General features: G+C 63.6%; 18 protein-coding genes. 8 read left to right on the forward strand and 10 right to left on the reverse strand.

Translation table 11 applies throughout. From position 1 onward, the window contains the following. Positions 1-97 precede the first annotated feature (97 nt). Positions 98-1,285: an MFS transporter gene (locus BM413_RS05845; protein ID WP_091911355.1), complete on the forward strand. Its 1,188-nt coding sequence runs from the start codon at positions 98-100 to the stop codon at positions 1,283-1,285. Between the two features lie 24 nt (positions 1,286-1,309). Here the strand turns inward: BM413_RS05845 and BM413_RS05850 are convergent, their stop codons facing one another. The 4 genes from BM413_RS05850 to BM413_RS05865 all read right to left on the reverse strand — a co-directional run bounded on the left by BM413_RS05850 (position 1,310) and on the right by BM413_RS05865 (position 7,142). Then, on the reverse strand, positions 1,310-1,780 hold the full coding sequence (locus BM413_RS05850; protein ID WP_091911357.1) for a CAP domain-containing protein: 471 nt from the start codon (positions 1,778-1,780) through the stop codon (positions 1,310-1,312). A gap of 120 nt (positions 1,781-1,900) precedes the next feature. After that, positions 1,901-4,963: an efflux RND transporter permease subunit gene (locus BM413_RS05855; protein ID WP_091911359.1), complete on the reverse strand. Its 3,063-nt coding sequence runs from the start codon at positions 4,961-4,963 to the stop codon at positions 1,901-1,903. Then, a complete protein-coding gene (locus BM413_RS05860) occupies positions 4,960-6,042 on the reverse strand; it encodes an efflux RND transporter periplasmic adaptor subunit (protein ID WP_091911361.1) in 1,083 nt (360 codons plus the stop codon). Before BM413_RS05860 ends, BM413_RS05855 begins: the two co-directional genes overlap by 4 nt. Beyond that, positions 6,039-7,142, reverse strand: coding sequence for an efflux RND transporter periplasmic adaptor subunit (locus tag BM413_RS05865; RefSeq protein WP_091911363.1), 1,104 nt, complete (start codon positions 7,140-7,142; stop codon positions 6,039-6,041). The genes BM413_RS05860 and BM413_RS05865 overlap by 4 nt, the downstream gene beginning before the upstream one ends. A gap of 280 nt (positions 7,143-7,422) precedes the next feature. Between BM413_RS05865 and panB the strand changes: the two genes are divergently transcribed. The 6 genes from panB (at position 7,423) to BM413_RS05895 (ending at position 11,224) form a co-directional block, all read left to right on the forward strand. After that, positions 7,423-8,268, forward strand: a complete 846-nt coding sequence (panB, locus tag BM413_RS05870) for a 3-methyl-2-oxobutanoate hydroxymethyltransferase (RefSeq protein WP_091911364.1) — start codon at positions 7,423-7,425, stop codon at positions 8,266-8,268. Continuing rightward, the gene (gene panC / locus BM413_RS05875; protein WP_091911366.1) at positions 8,265-9,116 is read left to right on the forward strand and encodes a pantoate--beta-alanine ligase; all 852 of its coding nucleotides are present in this window, start codon (positions 8,265-8,267) and stop codon (positions 9,114-9,116) included. Before panB ends, panC begins: the two co-directional genes overlap by 4 nt. A gap of 154 nt (positions 9,117-9,270) precedes the next feature. Then, positions 9,271-9,495: a hypothetical protein gene (locus BM413_RS05880; RefSeq protein ID WP_091911368.1), complete on the forward strand. Its 225-nt coding sequence runs from the start codon at positions 9,271-9,273 to the stop codon at positions 9,493-9,495. A 109-nt stretch (positions 9,496-9,604) separates the two neighbouring features. After that, entirely contained in the window at positions 9,605-9,838 is a 234-nt protein-coding gene (locus BM413_RS05885) for a hypothetical protein (RefSeq protein WP_091911370.1), read from the forward strand. A 35-nt stretch (positions 9,839-9,873) separates the two neighbouring features. After that, positions 9,874-10,767, forward strand: coding sequence for a hypothetical protein (locus tag BM413_RS33545; protein WP_244537779.1), 894 nt, complete (start codon positions 9,874-9,876; stop codon positions 10,765-10,767). Further along, complete coding sequence (locus tag BM413_RS05895; RefSeq protein WP_091911371.1) at positions 10,748-11,224, forward strand: hypothetical protein; 477 nt, start codon at positions 10,748-10,750, stop codon at positions 11,222-11,224. Before BM413_RS33545 ends, BM413_RS05895 begins: the two co-directional genes overlap by 20 nt. A gap of 19 nt (positions 11,225-11,243) precedes the next feature. Here BM413_RS05895 and BM413_RS05900 read toward each other — a convergent pair whose 3' ends face one another. The 5 genes from BM413_RS05900 to BM413_RS05920 form a co-directional block, all read right to left on the reverse strand. Continuing rightward, positions 11,244-12,029, reverse strand: coding sequence for an SDR family oxidoreductase (locus BM413_RS05900; RefSeq protein WP_244537781.1), 786 nt, complete (start codon positions 12,027-12,029; stop codon positions 11,244-11,246). 11 nt (positions 12,030-12,040) lie between these two features. Beyond that, positions 12,041-12,805 (reverse strand): SDR family oxidoreductase, encoded by a 765-nt coding sequence (locus tag BM413_RS05905; RefSeq protein ID WP_091911374.1) that lies wholly within the window; start codon positions 12,803-12,805, stop codon positions 12,041-12,043. A gap of 128 nt (positions 12,806-12,933) precedes the next feature. After that, positions 12,934-14,442: a sugar ABC transporter ATP-binding protein gene (locus BM413_RS05910; RefSeq protein ID WP_091911376.1), complete on the reverse strand. Its 1,509-nt coding sequence runs from the start codon at positions 14,440-14,442 to the stop codon at positions 12,934-12,936. 18 nt (positions 14,443-14,460) lie between these two features. Further along, entirely contained in the window at positions 14,461-15,399 is a 939-nt protein-coding gene (locus BM413_RS05915) for a sugar ABC transporter substrate-binding protein (RefSeq protein ID WP_091911378.1), read from the reverse strand. A gap of 75 nt (positions 15,400-15,474) precedes the next feature. Continuing rightward, the gene (locus BM413_RS05920) at positions 15,475-16,491 is read right to left on the reverse strand and encodes an ABC transporter permease (RefSeq protein WP_091911380.1); all 1,017 of its coding nucleotides are present in this window, start codon (positions 16,489-16,491) and stop codon (positions 15,475-15,477) included. A 280-nt stretch (positions 16,492-16,771) separates the two neighbouring features. On the opposite strand from BM413_RS05920, the gene BM413_RS05925 reads away from it, so the two are divergent. Continuing rightward, on the forward strand, positions 16,772-17,734 hold the full coding sequence (locus tag BM413_RS05925; RefSeq protein ID WP_091911382.1) for a sugar-binding transcriptional regulator: 963 nt from the start codon (positions 16,772-16,774) through the stop codon (positions 17,732-17,734). Here BM413_RS05925 and BM413_RS05930 read toward each other — a convergent pair. Further along, positions 17,731-19,227, reverse strand: a complete 1,497-nt coding sequence (locus tag BM413_RS05930; protein ID WP_091911384.1) for a xylulokinase — start codon at positions 19,225-19,227, stop codon at positions 17,731-17,733. The two genes, BM413_RS05925 and BM413_RS05930, sit on opposite strands and share 4 nt — an antisense overlap. Positions 19,228-19,231 lie beyond the last annotated feature (4 nt).

Genomic DNA, 19,231 nt, shown 5'->3' on the forward strand with positions numbered 1-19,231 from the left:
AATTCATAAATGATTTTCCCAAAAGCATTCTACCTCACAGGTGGATCGAGGTCCATATAGGGTCGATCTTTCACCCGCGCTGACAAGGAATTCGACCATGCCCAGGGCGCTTTACGCATTGACCGTTGGGGCCTTCGGCATCGGCTCCACGGAATTCGTCATCATGGGACTGCTGCTGCAAGTGGCGGCGGACCTCAACGTAACCATTGCCGCCGCCGGGTTGCTAATCAGCGGCTACGCGCTCGGCGTTTTCGTCGGCGCACCCATCCTCACCATCCTCACCCTCAGGCTGCCGCGCAAGGCGGTGCTGCTGACGCTGATGGTGATTTTCATCGTCGGTAACGCGGCGAGTGCGCTGGCGCCGGACTACACCTGGCTGATGGTGGCGCGGGTCATCACGGCACTCACCCATGGCACCTTCTTCGGCGTCGGCGCGGTCGTCGCGACCGGCCTGGTGCCGCAGGATCGCAAGGCCTCCGCCATTTCGATCATGTTCACCGGCCTGACGCTTGCGACCCTGCTCGGCGTGCCCTTCGGCGCGTGGCTCGGCCTGCATTTCGGCTGGCGCTCGACCTTCTGGGCGGTCGCTGCCATCGGCGTCATCGGCTTTGCTGCTATCGCCCTGCTGGTGCCCGGCGACAAGGCGACCGACGAGCCGGTGCGGCTGCGTGAGGAATTTGCGGCGGTCGCACGACCGCAGGTGCTGCTCGGCCTGCTTATCACCGTGATTGGCTATGCAGGCGTGTTTGCCGTCTTCACCTATATCCAGCCGCTGCTGACGCAGGTGACCGGCTTTCCCGAAACAGCGGTTTCGCCGATCCTGCTGGTGTTCGGCGGCGGTATGATCGCCGGCAATCTCATCGGCGGACGCCTTGCCGACCGCAAGCTGATGGCGACCTTGCTCGGAACCCTGACCGCGCTGGCGGTGGTGATGGGCCTGATGACCTTCGCGTTCCACAACCAGATCGCGGCGGTGCTGTTCGTCGGCCTGCTCGGTGCTGCCGCCTTCGCCACGGTTGCGCCCTTGCAGCTTCGCGTTCTCCAGAAGGCGGAAGGTGGCGGCCAGACGCTTGCATCGAGCCTCAACATCGCGGCCTTCAATCTCGGCAATGCGATCGGTGCCTGGCTCGGCGGCGTGGTGATCGAGCATGGCCCCGGCCTCGGCGCGGTGACCTGGGTGGCGGCGCTGGTAACGGTCGCGGGTCTTCTGCTCGCCCTGCTCAGCCGGGCACTTGAGCGCAAGCAGGACCGCGTGAGCGCAGCACTGGCGAATGCTGCCTGCTAAATGTGAGAACAGTGCTCGGCGGTTTTACCTGCCGAGCACAAGCGCCCAGTATTTGCGGTCGCTGCCGGCCTCGTCGCGGACATAGGCGAGGCCATAACGGCTGAAACGCGCGTCGAGCATGTTGCGGCGGTGGCCTTGCGAATTCATCCACATGGAAAAGAGCTTGGCCATGTCCATGCCGCCATGGGCGACATTTTCCGCCGCCGCCCCCTCGACGCCATTGTCCTTCATGCGCGCCGAAAAGTCCTTGCCCCAGCCGGTCGTGTGCGTCATGCGACCAGAACGCGCCATATAGCCGGCCTGCTGAAGGGCTGCTTTCTCCAGGCGGGAGTCCGCCACCAGCGTGCCCAGCCCGTTTGCCGAGCGTATCTCGGCGAGATAGCTATAGGCTGAACTGGAGGCGCCGGCGCCCTCGCCCGGAGCGCGCGCCGTCTGGCAGGCGGCAAGAAACAGCAGGGCACACAGGGCTGCGCCCGCGAAAATTCTCGTCTTCATGTTCAATCTGGTCTTCCGTCACGCTTCCGGCAGTCGATATGCCGGCGTGCATCGCGATCCGGCGGAACGGATGTGGCGCGCAATCACGTCAAGAATATGCCGCCGCCCAAGCCGCGGCCGCTATTCTTCCGCGACCGCCGGCTCGGCTTCAGGCTCGCGGACCCGGAACCAGGCGACATAGAGCGCGGGCAGGAAGATCAGCGTGATCAGCGTGCCGACGATGATACCGCCCATCATCGCATAGGCCATCGGGCCCCAGAAGATCTCGCGCGAAATCGGAATGAGCGCGAGGCTGGCGGCGGCAGCCGTCAGCAGGATCGGGCGGGCGCGATGGTCGCTTGCCTCATAGACGGCTTCCCATAGCGGTTTGCCCTCCGCCTTCAACGCATCGATCTGCGTGACCAGAATGACCGAGTTGCGGATCAATATGCCGATCAGCGCCAGCACACCCAATATGGCGACGAACCCAAGCGGCGCGCCGGACGGCACCAGCGCCGCGACGACACCTATCAGGCCGAGTGGTGCTACGCTGACCACGAGAACCATGCTGTTGAAACTCTGGAGCTGAAGCATCAGCAGAGTGAGCATCGTCAGCAGCATCAGCGGCACGACCGCAACGATGGGTGCCTGGCTCTTGCCGCTGTCTTCGACGGTGCCGCCGACCTCTACCTTGTAATCGAGCGGCAGCTTGCCGGAGAATTCGGCAACAGCCGGCGCGAGGCTCGTCACGATCGTCGCCGGCTGGGCGGGACCTACGATGCTGGCCTTCAAGGTAATAGTCGGCTGACGCGAACGCCGCCACACCACCGGCTGCTCAAGCCCGTATTCGAATGTGGCGATGGCGCCGAGCGGGACAGAGCTTCCACTGCCGCTTGGCAGTTGCAAGCCCTGCAACGCCTCTACCGAGTTCCGGTCGACCGCCTGCGCGCGACCCACCACATTCACGAGATAGATGCTGTCGCGTATCTGCGTGACGGTGACACCAGCCACGATGCTGTTGAGGCTCGACGCGATCTGCTCGGAACTGACGCCAAGCTGCCGTGCCTTGTCCTGCAATATGTCGACCTTGATCACGCGCGACGGTTCGTTCCAGTCATAGACGACCGCACCCACCCGCGTGTCCTTGCCCAGCACGTCGGCCAGTTGCAGCGAAAACGCGCGCACTTTTTCGACGTCGGGCCCACTGAGGCGATACTGGATCGGTCGGCCCACCGGCGGCCCGAGTTCAAGGCCCTTCACCAGCACGTCGATGCCCTGGAACTCTTTCTGCGCCTTCTCCACGAGCTTGGCACGGAGGCGCTCGCGCGCCTCGACGCTCTTGGTCAGGATCACCACCTGGCCGAAATAGGGGTTGGGCGGCTGGACGTCATAAGAGAGGATGAAGCGGGCGGCACCGGCGCCGACATAGGATGTCCAGCGCACGATGTCGTCGTCGCCGACGAGGCTCGCCTCCAGCCGGTCCATCTGCACCTGCGTTTCGCGGATCGTGCTGTTCTGGCGCAAGGTCATGTCGACGATGAGCTCGGGGCGGTCCGAGGGCGGGAAGAACTGCTGCTGCACGAAGCGGAAGCCGAGAAGTGCTCCGACAAACAGCACCAGCGTGGCGGCAATCGTTATCCAGCGGTAGCGCATGGCAGCGTGCAGCACCTGGCGGAATTTCTTGCGCACCCAGCCGACATGGTCCTCATGCTTCTTCATGTTCTTGGGCAGGAAGGTCGCGCCGAGCAATGGCGCGAACAGCACCGCGACCACCCAGGAAAGAAGCAGCGAAATGGCGATCACCTCGAACAGCGAGAAGGTGTATTCGCCGGCACTGCTGCTGTTCAGGCCGATCGGGATGAAGCCGGCGACGGTCACCAGCGTGCCGGTCAGCATCGGGAAGGCGATCGACGTCCAGGCATAGCCGGCCGCTTTCTCGCGGGTGTCGCCGGCCTCCAGCCGCGTCACCATGGTTTCGATGGCGATCATCGCGTCGTCGACCAGAAGCCCGAGCGAGATGATGAGCGCGCCCAGCGAAATGCGCTGAAGATTGATGCCGAGATATTCCATGAAGACGAAGGTCATCGCCAGAACCAGCGGGATCGACAGCGAGACGACGATGCCGGCGCGGAAGCCGAGGCTGATGAAGCTGACGGCAAGCACGATGGCAATCGCTTCGAACAGCGCCCGCGTGAAGCCGCCGACCGCTTCCTCGACCACCGCCGGCTGATCCGCCACCAGATGCACGTTGACGCCGATCGGCAATTCCTGCTCGACGCGCGCCATGGTCTCCTTCAGCTTCTCGCCAAAATGGAGAATGTTGGAGCCGTCCTTCATGCCGATCGCCAGGCCGATGGCCGGCTTGCCGCCATAGCGGAACAGCGACTGTGGCGGGTCTTCATAACCGCGGCTGATAGTGGCGACATCGCTCAGGCGGAAGAAGCGGTCGTTGACGCGCAGATTGACGTTGCGCAGGCTTTCCTGGGAGGTGAACTGCCCGCTGACGCGGACGGCGATCCGCTCGGGCCCCGCCTGGATGACGCCGGACGGCGTGATCGCATTCTGGCTCTGCAGCGTGTCGATGACCGCCTGCTGGTCCAGGCCGAGCGCAGCGATGCGCTGGGTCGAGAATTCGAGATAGACGACCTCGTCCTGCGCGCCGAGTATGTCGATCTTGCCCGCTTCGGGAATGGCAAGAACGCGGCGGCGGACCTCTTCCACGTAATCGCGCAGCTGGCGCGGCGTCAGGCCGTCTGTGGTGAAGGCATAGATGTTGCCGAACACATCGCCGAACTGGTCGTTGAAGGCAAAGCCGGCGAAGCCATCCGGGAAATCGCCGCGAATGTCGGCCATCATGTTGCGGACGCGCGTCCAGCTGTCGGTGATGCGCACGCCGCGCACCGATTCGGCCAGATTGACGAATACGGTGGTCTGGCCCGGCGTCGTGACGCTCTTGGTGTAGTCGAGCGTGTCGAGTTCCTCGAGCTTGCGTTCGATGCGTTCGGTGACCTGCGACAGCGTCTCGTCGAGCGAAGCACCCGGCCAGGAAGCGCTGACCGTCATCGTCTTGATGGCGAAGGCCGGATCTTCCTCACGCCCGAGATTGAGATAGGAAAGCACACCCGCCACCAGCGCGATGACCATCAGGTACCAGATCAGCGATCGGTGGCGCAGCGCCCAGTCGGACAGGTTGAAACCGTTCATTCTTCGATACCGCCATCGATGTTCACGCGCTGGCCGTCCTTGAGCTCATGCACGCCGGCCGTCACCACGCGGTCGCCGACGGCGAGACCGCTGTTGATCTCGATGCCATAGCCTGAGAGCGTCTTGCCTGTTTCGACAGGTTTTTCGGACACGGTTTTCGCCGTCTGGTCGACCACCCATACCGAAGATTTGCCGTCCTTTTCGAACACTGCCGAAACCGGCAGAACGATCTGGGTGAAGGGCGCCTCCTTTGGAAAGGCGGTGACGAGCGAGCCGAGACGGAAGGCTTCCGGCGGATTATCGAGAAGAATCTTGACGTGCCGCGTGCGGGTGGCGGCATCGGCCTGCGGCCCGATCTCGCGGATGCGGCCACTGGCGCGGGTGCGCGGATCGACGGCAAGGACGACATCGAACTCGGCGTCCGGGCGCATTCCGGCCGCGATTTCGTTGGGAATATCCACGACCGCTTCACGCACGTCGGTTCGCGCAACGGTGATGACCGCCGTTCCAGCCGAGACGACCTGCCCGACATCGGAATCGACCGCGGTCACCACGCCATCGGTTTCGGCGCGAAGCTCCAGATAGCTCACCCGGTCCTTGGCCTTGTCGAGCTCGGCCTGTGCCTGCCTTACCTGCGCCTGCGCCGTTGCGGTGGCGAGCGTGGCCGAATCGAAATCGGCTTGCGAAATGCTCTTCTCGGCAAGCAGCGTTCGCAGCCGCCCTTCACTCGCCTGCGCATTGGCAAGCTGCGCGGCGGCCACCGTGGCCTGCGATTCGGCGGAACGCGCGGCAAGCATGATCTGCTCGCCGTCGATGGTGGCCAGAAGCTCGCCCTTGGTAACGAGGCTGCCAAGCTCGACGTCGCGCGAGACGATACGGCCGGTGGTCTGGAAGCCGAGGGCGGCCTCATAGCGCGGTTGCACCAGACCGGTGAAGCCGGTCGACTTTATATCCGGCACAGCGGCTATCACCGAGCGCACCGTTCTTGGCACCGGCTCGGCGGATTTTTCTTCGCTGGGCTTGCATCCGGCGGACAGGGCGGCGAGCAGCAGGATCGAAACGACGCCGGCCCGTCTCATTGGGCACCCTCCAGCGACATGTTGACCTTCGCGCCGGCGCGCAGAAGCTGGGCGCCCTCCGTCACGACGAGATCGCCGTCCTTCAACCCGTCGCGGACGATGATCCGGCCGGTTTCGTAGCGGTCCACCGTGATCGGCGCGAGGCTGGCGGTGTTCGACGCAGCATCGACCGTCCAAACGGCAGGCTTTCCGTTGTCGATCATCATAGCCGACCAGGGGATGATGAAAGCTTGAATGCCCGGCACCGGGGCGGTTCCCAGCACCACCTCGCCGAGCGTCATGCGTGCCGGCGTCTGGTCGAGCGCGACCTTGACCTGGACGGTGCCGGTGGTCGGATCGATGGAGGGCGCGACCTCCCTGACATGCCCTGTCGTCTTGACCTCGGGGTCGGAAAGCAATCCGATCTGGATAAGCGGGTCTTCGGGCATGTGGGCTACGACCTGCTCCTGAACCTGGAAGACGGCATCGCGCGGACCATCCACTGCGACGATGAAAACGGTCTGTGTCGCCTGCACCACCTGCCCGACCTCGATGTTGCGGGTGCTGACGATACCAGCCTGCTGGGCTTTCAGCTCCGTGTCGGCAACGCTTTTGCGGGCAATCGAGAGCTGCGCCTTGGCGGTTTCCAGCGTGCCCTTCGCAACGTCGATGGCTTCGGCCGCGTTGTCGTAGGTGCTTTTGGTCGTGAAGCCACCGGCAAGCAGCGATTTCTGCCGCTCGAAGGCGGCGGTGGATTGTGCAAGCTGTGCCTGCGCGGAGTCGACGCTGGCTTCGGCGGAAGCCACGTCGGAATTCTGCTGCTTGGGGTCCAGCCGGGCGAGAAGCGCGCCGGCCTCGACATGGACGCCGACATCGGCAAGGACTTCCGTAACCTGCCCGCCGACCTCGAAGGAAAGCCTGGCTTCGTTGCGGGCGGTGACCTGGCCGGTCAGCGAGAAGCGAGGGCGGTAGTCGACCGTCTCGGCCTTGATCGCCTTCACATTGAGGATGGTTTCAGGCGTGCTCTGCTTCTGTTCGCTGCAGGCTTGCAGCAATATCAGGGCAACGGCCAAGGCGACCGTCGGAAAGAGGCGGCTGCTATCGTCCCCTCGAAGCGCCATGCAAGTGTCCCTCGCAAATGCTGTCGCCGTGCACGCTCTTCCACCCGAAGATGCAAAGCGATGGCTCAAGGTGCCATCATTGTCGGATCAGCGCAACGACGAAAACTGTGCCGGATCAAGGCACTACCATCGAAATTCCTAGCCGGCGAAAAGGTCCTGGCGGGCGGTTTCCTTTCCGGCAGTGTTCCGCCGCAGCGCAACAATTTCCTTCGCATTTGCACAAAACCATGTAAAACCGCGCGCGGGGCGGGAGAGAGTACCCCTAGGGAAGGAGAGGCCGATGAGTGCAACGGCAGAGACAAAAGCGCTGACACCCCCGGATATCGCGGACAGGAAAGGCCGGACACCCATCGTCTGCCTTACAGCCTATACGACGCCTGTGGCGCGCATCGTCGACCGTCATTGCGACGTGGTTCTCGTCGGCGACAGCGTCGGCATGGTCCTGCACGGCCTGCCTTCGACGCTGGGCGTGACGTTGGAGATGATGATCATGCACGGACAGGCCGTGCGGCGCGGCGTCGAGCGCGCGCTGCTGGTGGTGGACATGCCCTTCGGTTCCTATGAGGAAGGCCCGGCGCAGGCATTTCGCAACGCCGCGCGCCTGATGATGGAAACCGGCTGCGCGGCGGTGAAGCTGGAAGGCGGCGAGAGCATGGCCGAGACGATCCACTTCCTGACCGGCCGTGGCATTCCGGTCATGGCCCATGTCGGGCTGACGCCGCAGGCCGTCAACACATTCGGTGGCTACAAGGTGCAAGGCCGTGGCGAGGCCGGCGAGCGGATCCTTCGCGATGCGGTCGCCGTTGCAGAGGCCGGCGCGTTTTCGGTGGTGCTGGAAAAGGTCGTGGAACCGCTCGCCCGCTCGATCACGCAGAAGATCGCCATCCCCACCATCGGCATCGGCGCGTCCACCGCCTGCGACGGGCAGATCCTCGTCGTCGACGACGTGCTCGGGCAGTTCGCGGATTTCCGACCGAAATTCGTCAAGCGCTACGCCGAACTCGGCCGCGATGCCGAGACCGCGATTGCAGCCTATGCCGCCGATGTGCGCGAGCATCGCTTTCCAGCCAGCGAACATGTTTTCGGCGACAATCCGAAGGCGATCCAGGGCGGGGCCGCCGCATGAGCGTGCCGATCGTCAGAACGCTTGCCGAACTCCGCTCCACCGTTGCCGAATGGCGGCGCGAAGGTTTGAAAGTCGGCGTCGTGCCAACCATGGGGGCGCTGCATGAAGGGCATCTGAGCCTGGTGCGCACTGCCCTGGAGCAGGCAGACCGCGTTATCGTCACGCTGTTCGTCAATCCCAAGCAGTTCAACAATCCCGCCGACCTCGCCGCCTATCCGCGCACCGAGAAGGAAGACGCAGCCAAGCTTTCGCCGGTCGGCGCGCATATGCTCTATGTGCCGGATGCCTCAGAAATCTACCCGCAGGGCTTCTCGACGACCGTCTCGGTAAGCGGCGTCAGCGAGGGGCTGTGCGGGGCGCATCGGCCCGGACATTTCGATGGTGTCGCCACCGTCGTCGCCAAGCTCTTCCTCCAGACCGGGGCCGACATGGCTTTCTTCGGCGAGAAGGATTTCCAGCAATTGCATGTCGTTAAGCGCATGGCGCGCGATCTCGACATCCCGATCACGGTCGTGCCTTGCCCGACCGTGCGCGAGGCCGACGGGCTGGCGCTCTCCTCGCGCAATGTGCGGCTCTCGCCGCAAGATCGCGCAATCGCGCCGAGACTGGCCCAGGCATTGTTCGCAGCGGCGGAAAAGCTGCGTGACGGCAGGCTTGCGAAGCCGGTGCTGGATCACGCGATTACGTCCATTCAGGCGGCCGGTTTCAGCGAGGTCGAGTATCTCGAACTTCGAGCCGAGGACGATCTGCAGCCGATGGACAGTCTCGACCGTCCGGCGCGGCTGCTTGTCGCCGCTTTCCTCGGTGGCGTACGTCTGATCGACAATATCCCTGCTCAACCGAGCTAGACAAAGCAGAGGATCGCCCGGCGAACTCCCTACACCAAAGAGATGCGTCACCTACCCGCAGGCAAAGGAATATTCTTCCCGTGTGGCTTGAACATCATGGGGGTTTATCATGCATGGCATTCGATCAACCGTCTGCGCGGCAGCACTCTGTCTTATGGCAATATCTCCAGCATCTGCTCTGACGATCGACCTCGGCATCATTAAGATCGATCTCGGCGGTGGCGGCTATGGCGGCGGCGGCGGTGGCGGCGGCGGAACGAGCTACGGCGTACCTGGTCCGCTTGCCGGCGTCGGCCTGCCGGTTCTGGCCGCATTCGGCGGCTATGTCTGGCTGAAGAAGCGCAACCGTCGCGGCAAAGACGGCAAGAGCCAGGAGTAATCCGGCTCTCAAGCGCCCTGGTGAGGCCGAATTACATCGAACGGATGCCTCACCTACCCGCCGTCAAAGGCATAATCTTCTGTTCAAACCAATTTGACAGGAGGTAGCCATGTCTGGCTTCCGATCATTCCTTTTCGTGGCCATCCTCGGGCTGATGACAGCAGCGCCGGCACTTGCCGAGCAGCCGCCTGATCGCGGCCCCACACCTGGCCTGGGTTGGGGACCTGGAGGCTCGAAAGGTTATGCCGTGCCGGGACCGTTGGCCGGCGCAGGATTGCCGATCGTCGTGGCTGTCGGCGGACTTGTCTGGCTGAGAAAGCGTAATCGCAAGAACAAAGAATAGCTTGATCCGAGCCGAAGATGCGAGGTGGTGGGCAGGTGGCAAGATCCAGTTCCGGCGTGGCAGGGGGCGAAGACCATCACGCGCCATTGCTTCGGCCGGCCGCTCTTCCGTGGCTCGGAACCATTGCCCTGACACGGCAGTCTTTCTTTGCCGGCTTGGTGGCTGTCGGCTTCGCAAACGGCATCAGTGAAAAAGTCTACAGGTCCGTGACCGACAGTGGGTTTGCCGCCGCCATATTCAACACCTTCGAGATCAGCATCATTCTCTGGGGCGCCTGTTTCGCTGCCCTGGCGATGCTTCTGCGACCATCCGCCGAGCAGGTTTTTCGGCGGGGCGATGTGCTGGTGAGTTTCCTCGCCGGCCTTGCGTTCCTTGCACCTGTGCCTGCCCTGAGCTGGCTCGGCATCGGCCTGATCGCCGTTCACCTTCGGCGCACGGCCAACGACGAGACAACCAGGCGCGCCGCGGCGATCGTCTTTGCGCTGACCATTCCGTTGTTCTGGACGCGCCTTGCCTTTGCGGCATTCAGCGGGACGATCCTGCATATCGACGCCAGGCTTGTCGGCTGGATGATTGGAACGGTGCCGGTCGCCAATGTCGTGCCGCTTGCCGACGGTTCCGGGTCGCTGTTCATCGCACCGGCCTGCTCTTCGCTGGCGAACCTTTCGCTCGTCTTCGTCAGTGCGGCGGTCTTCGTCAACCTGCGCAGCGGGCGCTGGACCTTGCCCGCGATCGGCTGGACCGCTGCGAGTGCCGCCGCCGTCGTCGCGATCAACATCACGCGTATCAGCCTGATCGGGCTTTACCCCTGGGAGTACGAGCTTCTGCACGGGCCGATCGGCGCAAGCGTAGCCGGCTGGCTCACCTTCGGTGTGATTGCCTTCATCGGCTACAACAGGATCGGTTTCGATGCGCCCGTCACTCGCTAGCCTCGCCCTGGGATTGCTGCTCTGCGCCACCCTTGCGGGCAAGGTAGCGAGCCTCGCGCGGACGCCGGATGTCGCTTCCGATGAAGGTGCAGCGGCCGTCGCGCTGATGAACCAGCGCGGCCTTGCGGTTCAGCCTTTCAATCCGGTCGGTGCTCCTGCCTGGATCGTGGGAACCCTCGATGATTGCCGCGTGCGCATCGCCGAGGTCGCACCGGAGGGTTGGTCGCGCGCCATCGTCGCCCAGCAGGCCACCAACGAGCGGCTGCTTTATGCCTTCGACGGCCGCTTCTACGACCAGCAGCCGGTGACGAGCACGTGGATCGAAAACTATCGCCGCCGGCTCGCCCGCTATATCGGCTTTGACGAGCCAGCCCTGCGCTTGTTCGCCGTGACCGTCGCGCCGGCCTGCCCCGCGGACATCGTGCGCCCGGAAGATGCCATAGCGCTGACGCAGTGAGCGCCAGCGCTGCTTGGGCTCACGACATAATGAGGCCGCCATCCACATTGATGGTCTGGCCGGTGATGTAGGCAGCGTCGTTGCTAGCGAGAAACGCAACCAGCCCGGAAACGTCAGCGCCGCTGCCGGCGCGGCCCATGGGAATGCCTTTCACCCACTCGGCCATCAGTTCGCCCGGCTTGTAATCTCCAAGCAGCTTGCCCCAGGCGTTGTCGTTGTAGGCCCACATGTCCGTGTCGATGATGCCGGGGCAGATCGCGTTGACGGTGATGTTTTCCTTGGCGACTTCCTTGGCAAGGCTCTGGGTGATGCCGACGACGCCGAACTTCGACGCGGCGTAATGCGGCGTATAGATGAAACCCTGGCGCGCCTGACCGGAGGCCGTGTTGATCAGCCGCCCGCCTTCGCCATGCTTGCGAAAGCGCGCGATGGCTTCCTGGCAGCACAGGAACACGCCCTTGGTGTTGACGGCCAGAACCTTGTCCCACTCGGCCTCAGTCATGTCCTCGATTTTCGCAATGGTGATGACACCGGCATTCTGGATCGAGATATCGACGCGGCCGAATTCGCGCTCGGCAAGATCGTATAGCGCTGCAACGGCCTTGCTGTCGGTCACGTCCATGATTTGGGAGACCACCTTGGCGCCGTCCTTGCGCAATGCGTCGGCGACCTGCTCGACACGCGCGTCGATGGCACTGACGACGATGGCCGCACCTTCATCGGCGAAACGCTTCGCCATGGCAGCACCAATGCCGCCGCTCGCGCCTGTTACGACGACGGTCTTTCCTTCAAAGCGCTTCTGCACTTGCTTCTCCCTTACCAGCATACAAAGCCGCCATCGACGATGAGGTCGATGCCGGTGACAAACGAGGATGCGCGGCTCGCCAGGAACACCGCCGGGCCGACCATCTCGTCGACGCTGGCCATGCGCCCCATCGGCGTATCGCGCTCGAAAATCTTGACCTGATCGGCCACTTCCGGCCGGCGGTTCATCGGCGTCAGCGTGTAACCGGGGCTGATGACATTGACCCGGAGGCCGCGATCGGCCCACTCCATCGCCAGGCTCTTCGACATGTGGATGACGGCTGCCTTGGACGAATTGTAATGCGCCTGGGTGAGGCCGCGATTGACGATGGAGCCGGACATCGAGGCGATGTTGATGATCGATCCCTTGCGGCGCGGCAGCATCACGCGAGCCTGCGCCTGGCAGGACAGAAACACGCCGTTGACATTGACCTCATAGAGCTTCTGCCACTGCTCCAGCGGCAGCGTCTCGGCAGGCGCGGCATTGGCGATGCCAGCATTGTTGACGGCAATCGTCAGCGCTCCGAGTTCCTTTTCGACGCGTTCAACCGCCGAAACCAGATCGGCTTCCGAGGTCACCGTCCCGTTGAGCACCAGCGCCTTGCGGCCGAGTGCTGCGATGCTGTTCGCCGTCTCGTCGAGACCGCCTTTGGAAGCATGGCCGAAACAGGCGACATCCGCGCCAGCCTCGGCAAGGCCGATGGCGATGCGCTGGCCGATGCCGCTGCCCGCACCGGTGACGAAGGCGATTTCGCCGCTCAGATCGAAGAGTTCCACGGTTGTGTCTCCATCCCTCGAAAGACTGCCTGCCCGAATGAGCGGGCGCCAGCACTTGGCGCTGGCGCCCGGCGCGGTCGGGTGCTTGGGAGGCTTACCCTGTTGCGCTATGTCCGCACCGCGCTGGTCTAGCTCGTCGCCAGTTCCATCACCGCCACATTGTTCGCTTCCGCCCTCGGCAGGATACCACGCTGGCGGCCCCGGCTCAGCACCATGACGCGATGCGACAGGCCGAGCACTTCCTCAAGATCCGAGCTGACCACAACGACCGCCATGCCGGAACGCGCGAGGTCGGCGATGACATCGTAGATCGCAGCGCGCGCGCCGACATCGATACCGCGCGTCGGCTCGTCTAGGATGAAGATCTTCGGCGGCCGCGCGATCCATTTGGCGATCACCACCTTTTGCTGGTTGCCGCCGGAGAGCTTGCGCACAGCCTGACCCGGCTGGCCCTTGACGCCGAGCTTGCGGATGCCCGTCTCGGCGAATTTCTGTACCGCCTTCGGAAACACCCAGCCGCCCGGTGCGACATGGTCGAAATTGCCGAGCGCCAGATTCTCGCCGATGGTCTGGTCAAGCACGACGCCCTGCCCCTTGCGGTCTTCCGGGACCAGCACGACGCCCGCCTTGATGGCGGCGGCCGGACCATCGAGATGCACCGGCTTGCCGGCAACGGTGACCTTACCGCTGGAGATCGGGTCAGCACCTGCGATGGCGCGGACGAGTTCGGTGCGGCCGGCGCCAATCAGGCCGGCAATGCCGAGGATTTCACCGGCGCGCACGGAGAAGCTGACATCGTTGAAAGTGCGGTCGGGCGAGGAAAGGTTATCGACCTCGAGCAGCACTTCGGGGCGCGGCTCGTCGAGTGTCGGGAACATGCGGTCGACACTGCGGCCGACCATCTGCTCGACGACCGTGCGGATGGGTATATCGCCCTGGTCATGGCGCGCGACCACCCGCCCGTCGCGCATCACCACAATGCGGTCGGCGATCTGCACGATCTCCTCGAGGCGGTGGCTGATATAGATGAAGCCCATGCCCTCGGCCTTGAGCTTGCGGATCTGCTCGAACAGAAGTGCCGTCTCGTCACCGCCAAGGGCAGCCGTCGGCTCATCGAAGATCAGGAGCTTGGCATCAAGCGTCAGCGCCTTGGCGATCTCGACCTGCTGCTGGGCGGCGACGCGGAGGTCGCGAACCTTGGTATCGGGGGAAACGTTGAGGCCGAGCCGCCTGAGCTGAGCGGAGGCGCGTTCGTTCATCCTGGCGCGGTCGATGGCGCCGCCGCGCGTCAGCATGCGCCCGACGAAGACATTCTCAGCAACCGAAAGATCGGGAAGAAGCTTCAGTTCCTGATGGATCATGCCGATGCCGGCATCGATCGCCTGTGCCGGACTGGCAGGGGAATAGGGCTTCCCCTGCCAGGTGATCGCGCCGCGGTCTGCGTGAAGCGATCCGGCGATGATGTTGGAAACGGTCGACTTGCCGGCGCCGTTCTCACCGAGCAGCGCCACGACCTCGCCTGGCCTGACGTCGAAGCTCGCTTCGGTCAGCACCTGGATCGGCCCGAAACTCTTGCACAGGCCGCGCACGGAAAGCCCCTGATGGGAGCCTTCCTGAGGCAAGGTTGTCATCGACATCGTTTCGCCCGACACAGCTTACGGATGCTTCTCGATGAACTGCGCGACATTGTCCTTGGTGGTCAAAGTCGCGTCCTGAAGCTGCTCCGGCTCGACCTTCTCGCCGGCGACCAGCTTGATCGCCGAATCGACGGCCAGACGGCCCATGCCTTGTGTCTGCTGCGTGGCGGTGACGTCGAAGACGCCGTCCTTCAGCGCCTTGAGTGCTGCCACGTCGCCGTCGAAGCCGGCAATCCAGACCTTGTGCCCGAGATTGGCGACCTTGACCGCCTGTGCCGCGCCCAGCGCGAGCGCATCGGCCTGGCCGACGACGATCGAGACGTTCGGATGGGACTGCAGCAGGTCCTGTGTCAGCTTGAAGCCTTCGTCCTGATGCCAGCCTTCGCTCCAGAGTTCGCCGACGACCTTGATGTCGGGATAGCCTGCGAGGGCTTCGCCGCAGCCCTTGGAACGGTCGACTTCAGGCGTCGTGCCCTTCTGGCCATGGATGATGATCAGCTCGCCCTTGCCGCCGGCCTGCTTGGCGATGTAGTCGCAGACGCTCTTGGCGGAGGCAACGCTGTTGGTGGCGATGAAGGTGTCGCCCGGCGCGCCGTCGGCATTGCGGTCGACATTGATGACGGGAATGCCGGCAGCCTTGGCCGTCTTGGTCGGCACGGTCGCGGCAGTGGCACCGGCCGGAATGTAGATCAGCGCATCGATGTTCTGCGTGATCAGGTCCTGCACCTGGCTGACCTGTGTCGCGGAATCGCCCTTGGCGTCGACGGTGACGACCTCCAGGCCCTTCTCCTTGGCGTAGGCTTCGACCGACTGCTTGATCTGGTTGAAGAAGTCGGCCTGCAGATTGGCGACGGCAAGGCCGAGCTTCTTGGCTTCGGCGGCCGAGGCCCCGTTGGCAAGACCGAGCAGCGGAACGATGGCCGCGGCAGCAAGCAGGAATGAACGTTTCGTCAGCATGTATTTCTCCTCCGTTGAACTGATGAAATTCGAGTGTCAGTAAAGTCCGTTCCGACCGGGCGAACCCAGCCGGAATTATTTGGCCCGGCGCCTCCAGGTGTCGGCCGCAACGGCCAGGGCAATGACCACGCCGATGACGATCTGCTGGATGAAGGGCGACACGCCGAGCAAATTGAGCCCATTGCGCAGCACGCCGATGATGAGGACGCCGATGGCCGTTCCGCCGATCGAGCCAACGCCGCCGCTGAGGCTGGCGCCCCCGATGACGACGGCTGCGATGGTGTCGAGCTCATAGCCGAAGCCGGAACTTGGCTGCACCGAATCGAGCCGTGCGGCAAGCACCACGCCGGCAAGAGCTGCCAGCACGCCGCAGACGGCATAGACCCAGTTGGTCAGCCGGTTGACCGGAATGCCGGACAGCCGCGCCACTTCCGGGCTGCCGCCGATCGCATAGAGATTGCGGCCGGTGGCGCGGTAATTGAGGAAGATCGCGAAGATCACACCGAGCACGATCATGACGCCAACCGTCACCGAGATGAAGCCGAAATGGCGAACGATCGACAGGTTGGTGAACCAGTCGGGGAAACCGACGATCTGCGAGCCGTCGGTGATGATGTTGGCGAGGCCGCGCGCCACCGACATCATGGCCAGCGTGGCGATGAAAGGCGGCAGCTTGGCCACCGTCACCAGCAGGCCGGAAACCAACCCGCAAAGCCCGCCGACGAGCAAGGCCGCGGCAACGCCGGCCAGGATCGGCAGGCCGAGATAATCGGGGTTCACGACGTAGCCGAGGACCATGGCGCCAAGCGCCAGGATGGAGCCGACCGACAGATCGATACCGCCGATCAGGATCACCAGCGTCATGCCGATCGCCATGATGCCGAGAACGGTGATCTGGTCGAGCACGTTCAGGATGTTGCGGACGGTCAGGAAGGTATCGGTGGAAACCGACAGCACCAGGCACAGGAGAATGAGGCCGATAAGCGGACCCTTGGCGCCGGCGAAAAGCGTCGCGAACAGCGGCTTCAGGCCACCTGCACGCGGCTCTCCTGCCGAGACGGAAAGATCGGCGCTGCCGGGTTTGGAACTCATCGGCACACCGTCCCTGCGCAATGCGCGGACGCCAGCCGAAATGACGTGCGTTCAAAAGCCAAGTTACACCTCCCTAGGATGAACATTTTAACTTTGCTTTGTAATTTTGTTCAAAGTAACTTCCGACTGAACGAATTGTCAAGAGGGAGCGTGGAAAGCGGCTAATGAAAGACATGGCTTACAGAACGCTCCCGATAATGGGGTTTCGTGACACGCGAAAACTGGCATTATGAACGGTATCGGGTTCGGACGTATCCGGCAGGGAAGGAACAGGCGCACGATGACCAATGCAGACAATGACAGCGCCGCGCGCTTTCCCGACGCTGAGCTCAAGGCGCGCGCGGCCTGGCATTACTATGTCGAGGGCCTGACCCAGGAGAAGATATCCGAACTGCTCGGAATCGGGCGCATCAAGGTGCACCGCATCCTGGCCGCCGCCCGCGAGGAAGGCGTGGTCCAGTTCCGCATCAGCGACACCGTGGTCGATTGCGTGGTGCTGGAGCAGAAGCTGAAAGAGCGTTTCGGCCTCGGCCAGGCAATCGTGGTTCCGGCAGCGGCCGACAGCCGCAACAGCCCGATGATGATCGGCCATGCCGCAGCCGCCTATATCGGCGACAATGTGAATGCCGGCGATGTCATCGCGCTGGGCTGGGGGCGAACGCTGAAATTCGCCATCAACCAGCTGCCGCACCGCCAGATCAGCAGGACGACGGTCGTTTCCATGCTCGGGGGCCTGACGCATGCGCAGCCGCTGAACCCGACCGAAAGTGCGTGGGATTTCGCCGAGAAAATCGGCGCCGAATGCTATCTTCTGCCGGTTCCGGTCTATGCCGACAAGCCGGAACAGCGTGATGCCTTCATGAGCCAGCGCAGCGTTCAGGACGTGGTTTTCCGGGCGCGGCGGGCCAATATCGCACTGCTCAGCGTCGGCTCGTTCTCACTGGACAGCCCGATCGCCAATTATGGCTTCATCAAGCCGAGCGAGCTGGAGGAACTGAAAGCGCTCGGCGCCGTCGGTGATATTCTGTGCCATTTCGTCGACGCCAACGGCAAAACCATTGACCATGACGTCAACCACCGTGTCTGCGCCTTCCCGATGGATGAACTCGCCGATATCCCGAACACCATCCTGGTTTCGGGCGGGCGCGAGAAGGTCGCGGTGATGAACGCGATGCTGGCGCGCACCAAGGTTTCGGTGCTCATCACCGATGAGGAAGCGGCCAAGGGATTGTTAGGCCTTTAGCCGCTCTTCAGAGCATCAAGCCTGGCATGGATGTCTCGCGTCGCGTGATAGAGGTCGCGGTAGATCTCCTTGCGAACTGCGTAGTTCGCCGACAGTTCCGCCACCGGATCGACGCGATTGTCCGGCTGGGCCGTCATGGCCCTGCTTGCTTCCGCAACCGAGGGAAACCAGCCCGCCGCATAGGCCGCAAGCATGCCGGCGCCGAGTGCCGCAGCCTCGTTGACCGGCGAAACCGACAGCGGCCGCTCGAGCACGCTCGCCATGATCTGCATCAGCAGGCGCGAATTGGTGCCGCCGCCGGCCGCGATCATCGATGGCGATTTGTGGCCGATGCTGGTTTCCATGGCTTCCGTGGCAATCGCCTGCTCGAAGCCGATACCCTCCAGAACCGCGCGGAACAGATGCGCCGGCTTGTGATCGAGCGAGAGGCCGACGATGGAACCGCGCGCAGCGCCATCCCAATAGGGGCTCATGACCCCCGCCCAATAGGGCATGACGAGCAGGCCGTCGCTGCCCGCAGCCACATCTTTCGCCAGCACTTCCAGCGCCGGGGCCGACTGCGCACCCGTCGTCCTGACAATCCAGTCGACCAGTTGCATGCCGGAGCGCAGAACGGTTTCGAGCATGAAGCCGGAGCCGGTCGGCGACGCCAGCGTGCGGAAGCCTTCCGACGTCCTGTACTCTCCTGAATAAGCGCCGCTGACGACGCCGGAACCCAGCGAAAGGTAGGTCTTTCCTGCCTCCACCACGCCCATACCGAGGCCCATGGCCTGACCGTCGCCGGCGCCGGCAACGACCGGCAGGCCGGCCTTCAGGCCGGTGAGTTTGGCGACTTCAGGCGTCAGCCCACCGCATACCGTGCCGGGCGCAATGATTTCGGGAAGCTGCTCGAGCTTCAGGCCAGCCGCCTCGACAAGGGTCTGGTGCCAGGTCGATGTTTCGAGCGAGAGCAGGCCTAGCGGATCGGCACTTGGCGTGCTGGTGGCGAGCCTGCCGGTCAGGCGATGCATCAGGAAGCCGTCGACATCAACGATGGCGCGTGCAGCGCGCACCGCTTCCGGCCTGTGTTCGAAAAGCCATGCGATGGCGTAAAGCGCCGGCGTCGGGTCCGGCGGCTTGCCGCTCCATGCCGTGATATTATCGCGGCCGAGTTCTTTCGACAGACGCGCCACCTGCGGGCGGGCGCGCTCGTCCAGCCAGAGAATGGCCGGGTTGAGCGCCTTGCCGTGGCCGTCGATGAGTGTGAAGGTTTCGCGCTGATGGGCTATCGACAGGGCAGCAAAGCGCGAAGGATCGATGCGGCCTGCAAGCTCTTTCAGAGCCTGCAGCAGTGCCGCCCACCAATCTTCTGGATCCTGCTCGAAATGGCCAGGCAGCGGGTTGGAAAGCGGATAGGCAACGCGCGACTGCGCCAATTCACGGCCGTCGCGGGTGAAGGCGATCGCCTTCACCGCGGTGGTCGACGCATCGATACCGATTACGACATCGGACATGAAA

The sequence above is a fragment of the Mesorhizobium sp. YR577 genome (assembly GCF_900116595.1).
Taxonomy (GTDB): domain Bacteria; phylum Pseudomonadota; class Alphaproteobacteria; order Rhizobiales; family Rhizobiaceae; genus Mesorhizobium_M.

Excerpts from the sequence above, each read along its gene's own strand:
- BM413_RS05845 (WP_091911355.1), top strand. The coding sequence starts at position 98 with ATGCCCAGGGCGCTTTACGCATTGACCGTTGGGGCCTTCGGCATCGGC.
- BM413_RS05850 (WP_091911357.1), bottom strand. The coding sequence starts at position 1,780 with ATGAAGACGAGAATTTTCGCGGGCGCAGCCCTGTGTGCCCTGCTGTTT.
- BM413_RS05855 (WP_091911359.1), bottom strand. The coding sequence starts at position 4,963 with ATGAACGGTTTCAACCTGTCCGACTGGGCGCTGCGCCACCGATCGCTG.
- BM413_RS05860 (WP_091911361.1), bottom strand. The coding sequence starts at position 6,042 with ATGAGACGGGCCGGCGTCGTTTCGATCCTGCTGCTCGCCGCCCTGTCC.
- BM413_RS05865 (WP_091911363.1), bottom strand. The coding sequence starts at position 7,142 with ATGGCGCTTCGAGGGGACGATAGCAGCCGCCTCTTTCCGACGGTCGCC.
- panB (WP_091911364.1), top strand. The coding sequence starts at position 7,423 with ATGAGTGCAACGGCAGAGACAAAAGCGCTGACACCCCCGGATATCGCG.
- panC (WP_091911366.1), top strand. The coding sequence starts at position 8,265 with ATGAGCGTGCCGATCGTCAGAACGCTTGCCGAACTCCGCTCCACCGTT.
- BM413_RS05880 (WP_091911368.1), top strand. The coding sequence starts at position 9,271 with ATGGCAATATCTCCAGCATCTGCTCTGACGATCGACCTCGGCATCATT.
- BM413_RS05885 (WP_091911370.1), top strand. The coding sequence starts at position 9,605 with ATGTCTGGCTTCCGATCATTCCTTTTCGTGGCCATCCTCGGGCTGATG.
- BM413_RS05895 (WP_091911371.1), top strand. The coding sequence starts at position 10,748 with ATGCGCCCGTCACTCGCTAGCCTCGCCCTGGGATTGCTGCTCTGCGCC.
- BM413_RS05910 (WP_091911376.1), bottom strand. The coding sequence starts at position 14,442 with ATGTCGATGACAACCTTGCCTCAGGAAGGCTCCCATCAGGGGCTTTCC.
- BM413_RS05915 (WP_091911378.1), bottom strand. The coding sequence starts at position 15,399 with ATGCTGACGAAACGTTCATTCCTGCTTGCTGCCGCGGCCATCGTTCCG.
- BM413_RS05920 (WP_091911380.1), bottom strand. The coding sequence starts at position 16,491 with ATGAGTTCCAAACCCGGCAGCGCCGATCTTTCCGTCTCGGCAGGAGAG.
- BM413_RS05925 (WP_091911382.1), top strand. The coding sequence starts at position 16,772 with ATGACCAATGCAGACAATGACAGCGCCGCGCGCTTTCCCGACGCTGAG.
- BM413_RS05930 (WP_091911384.1), bottom strand. The coding sequence starts at position 19,227 with ATGTCCGATGTCGTAATCGGTATCGATGCGTCGACCACCGCGGTGAAG.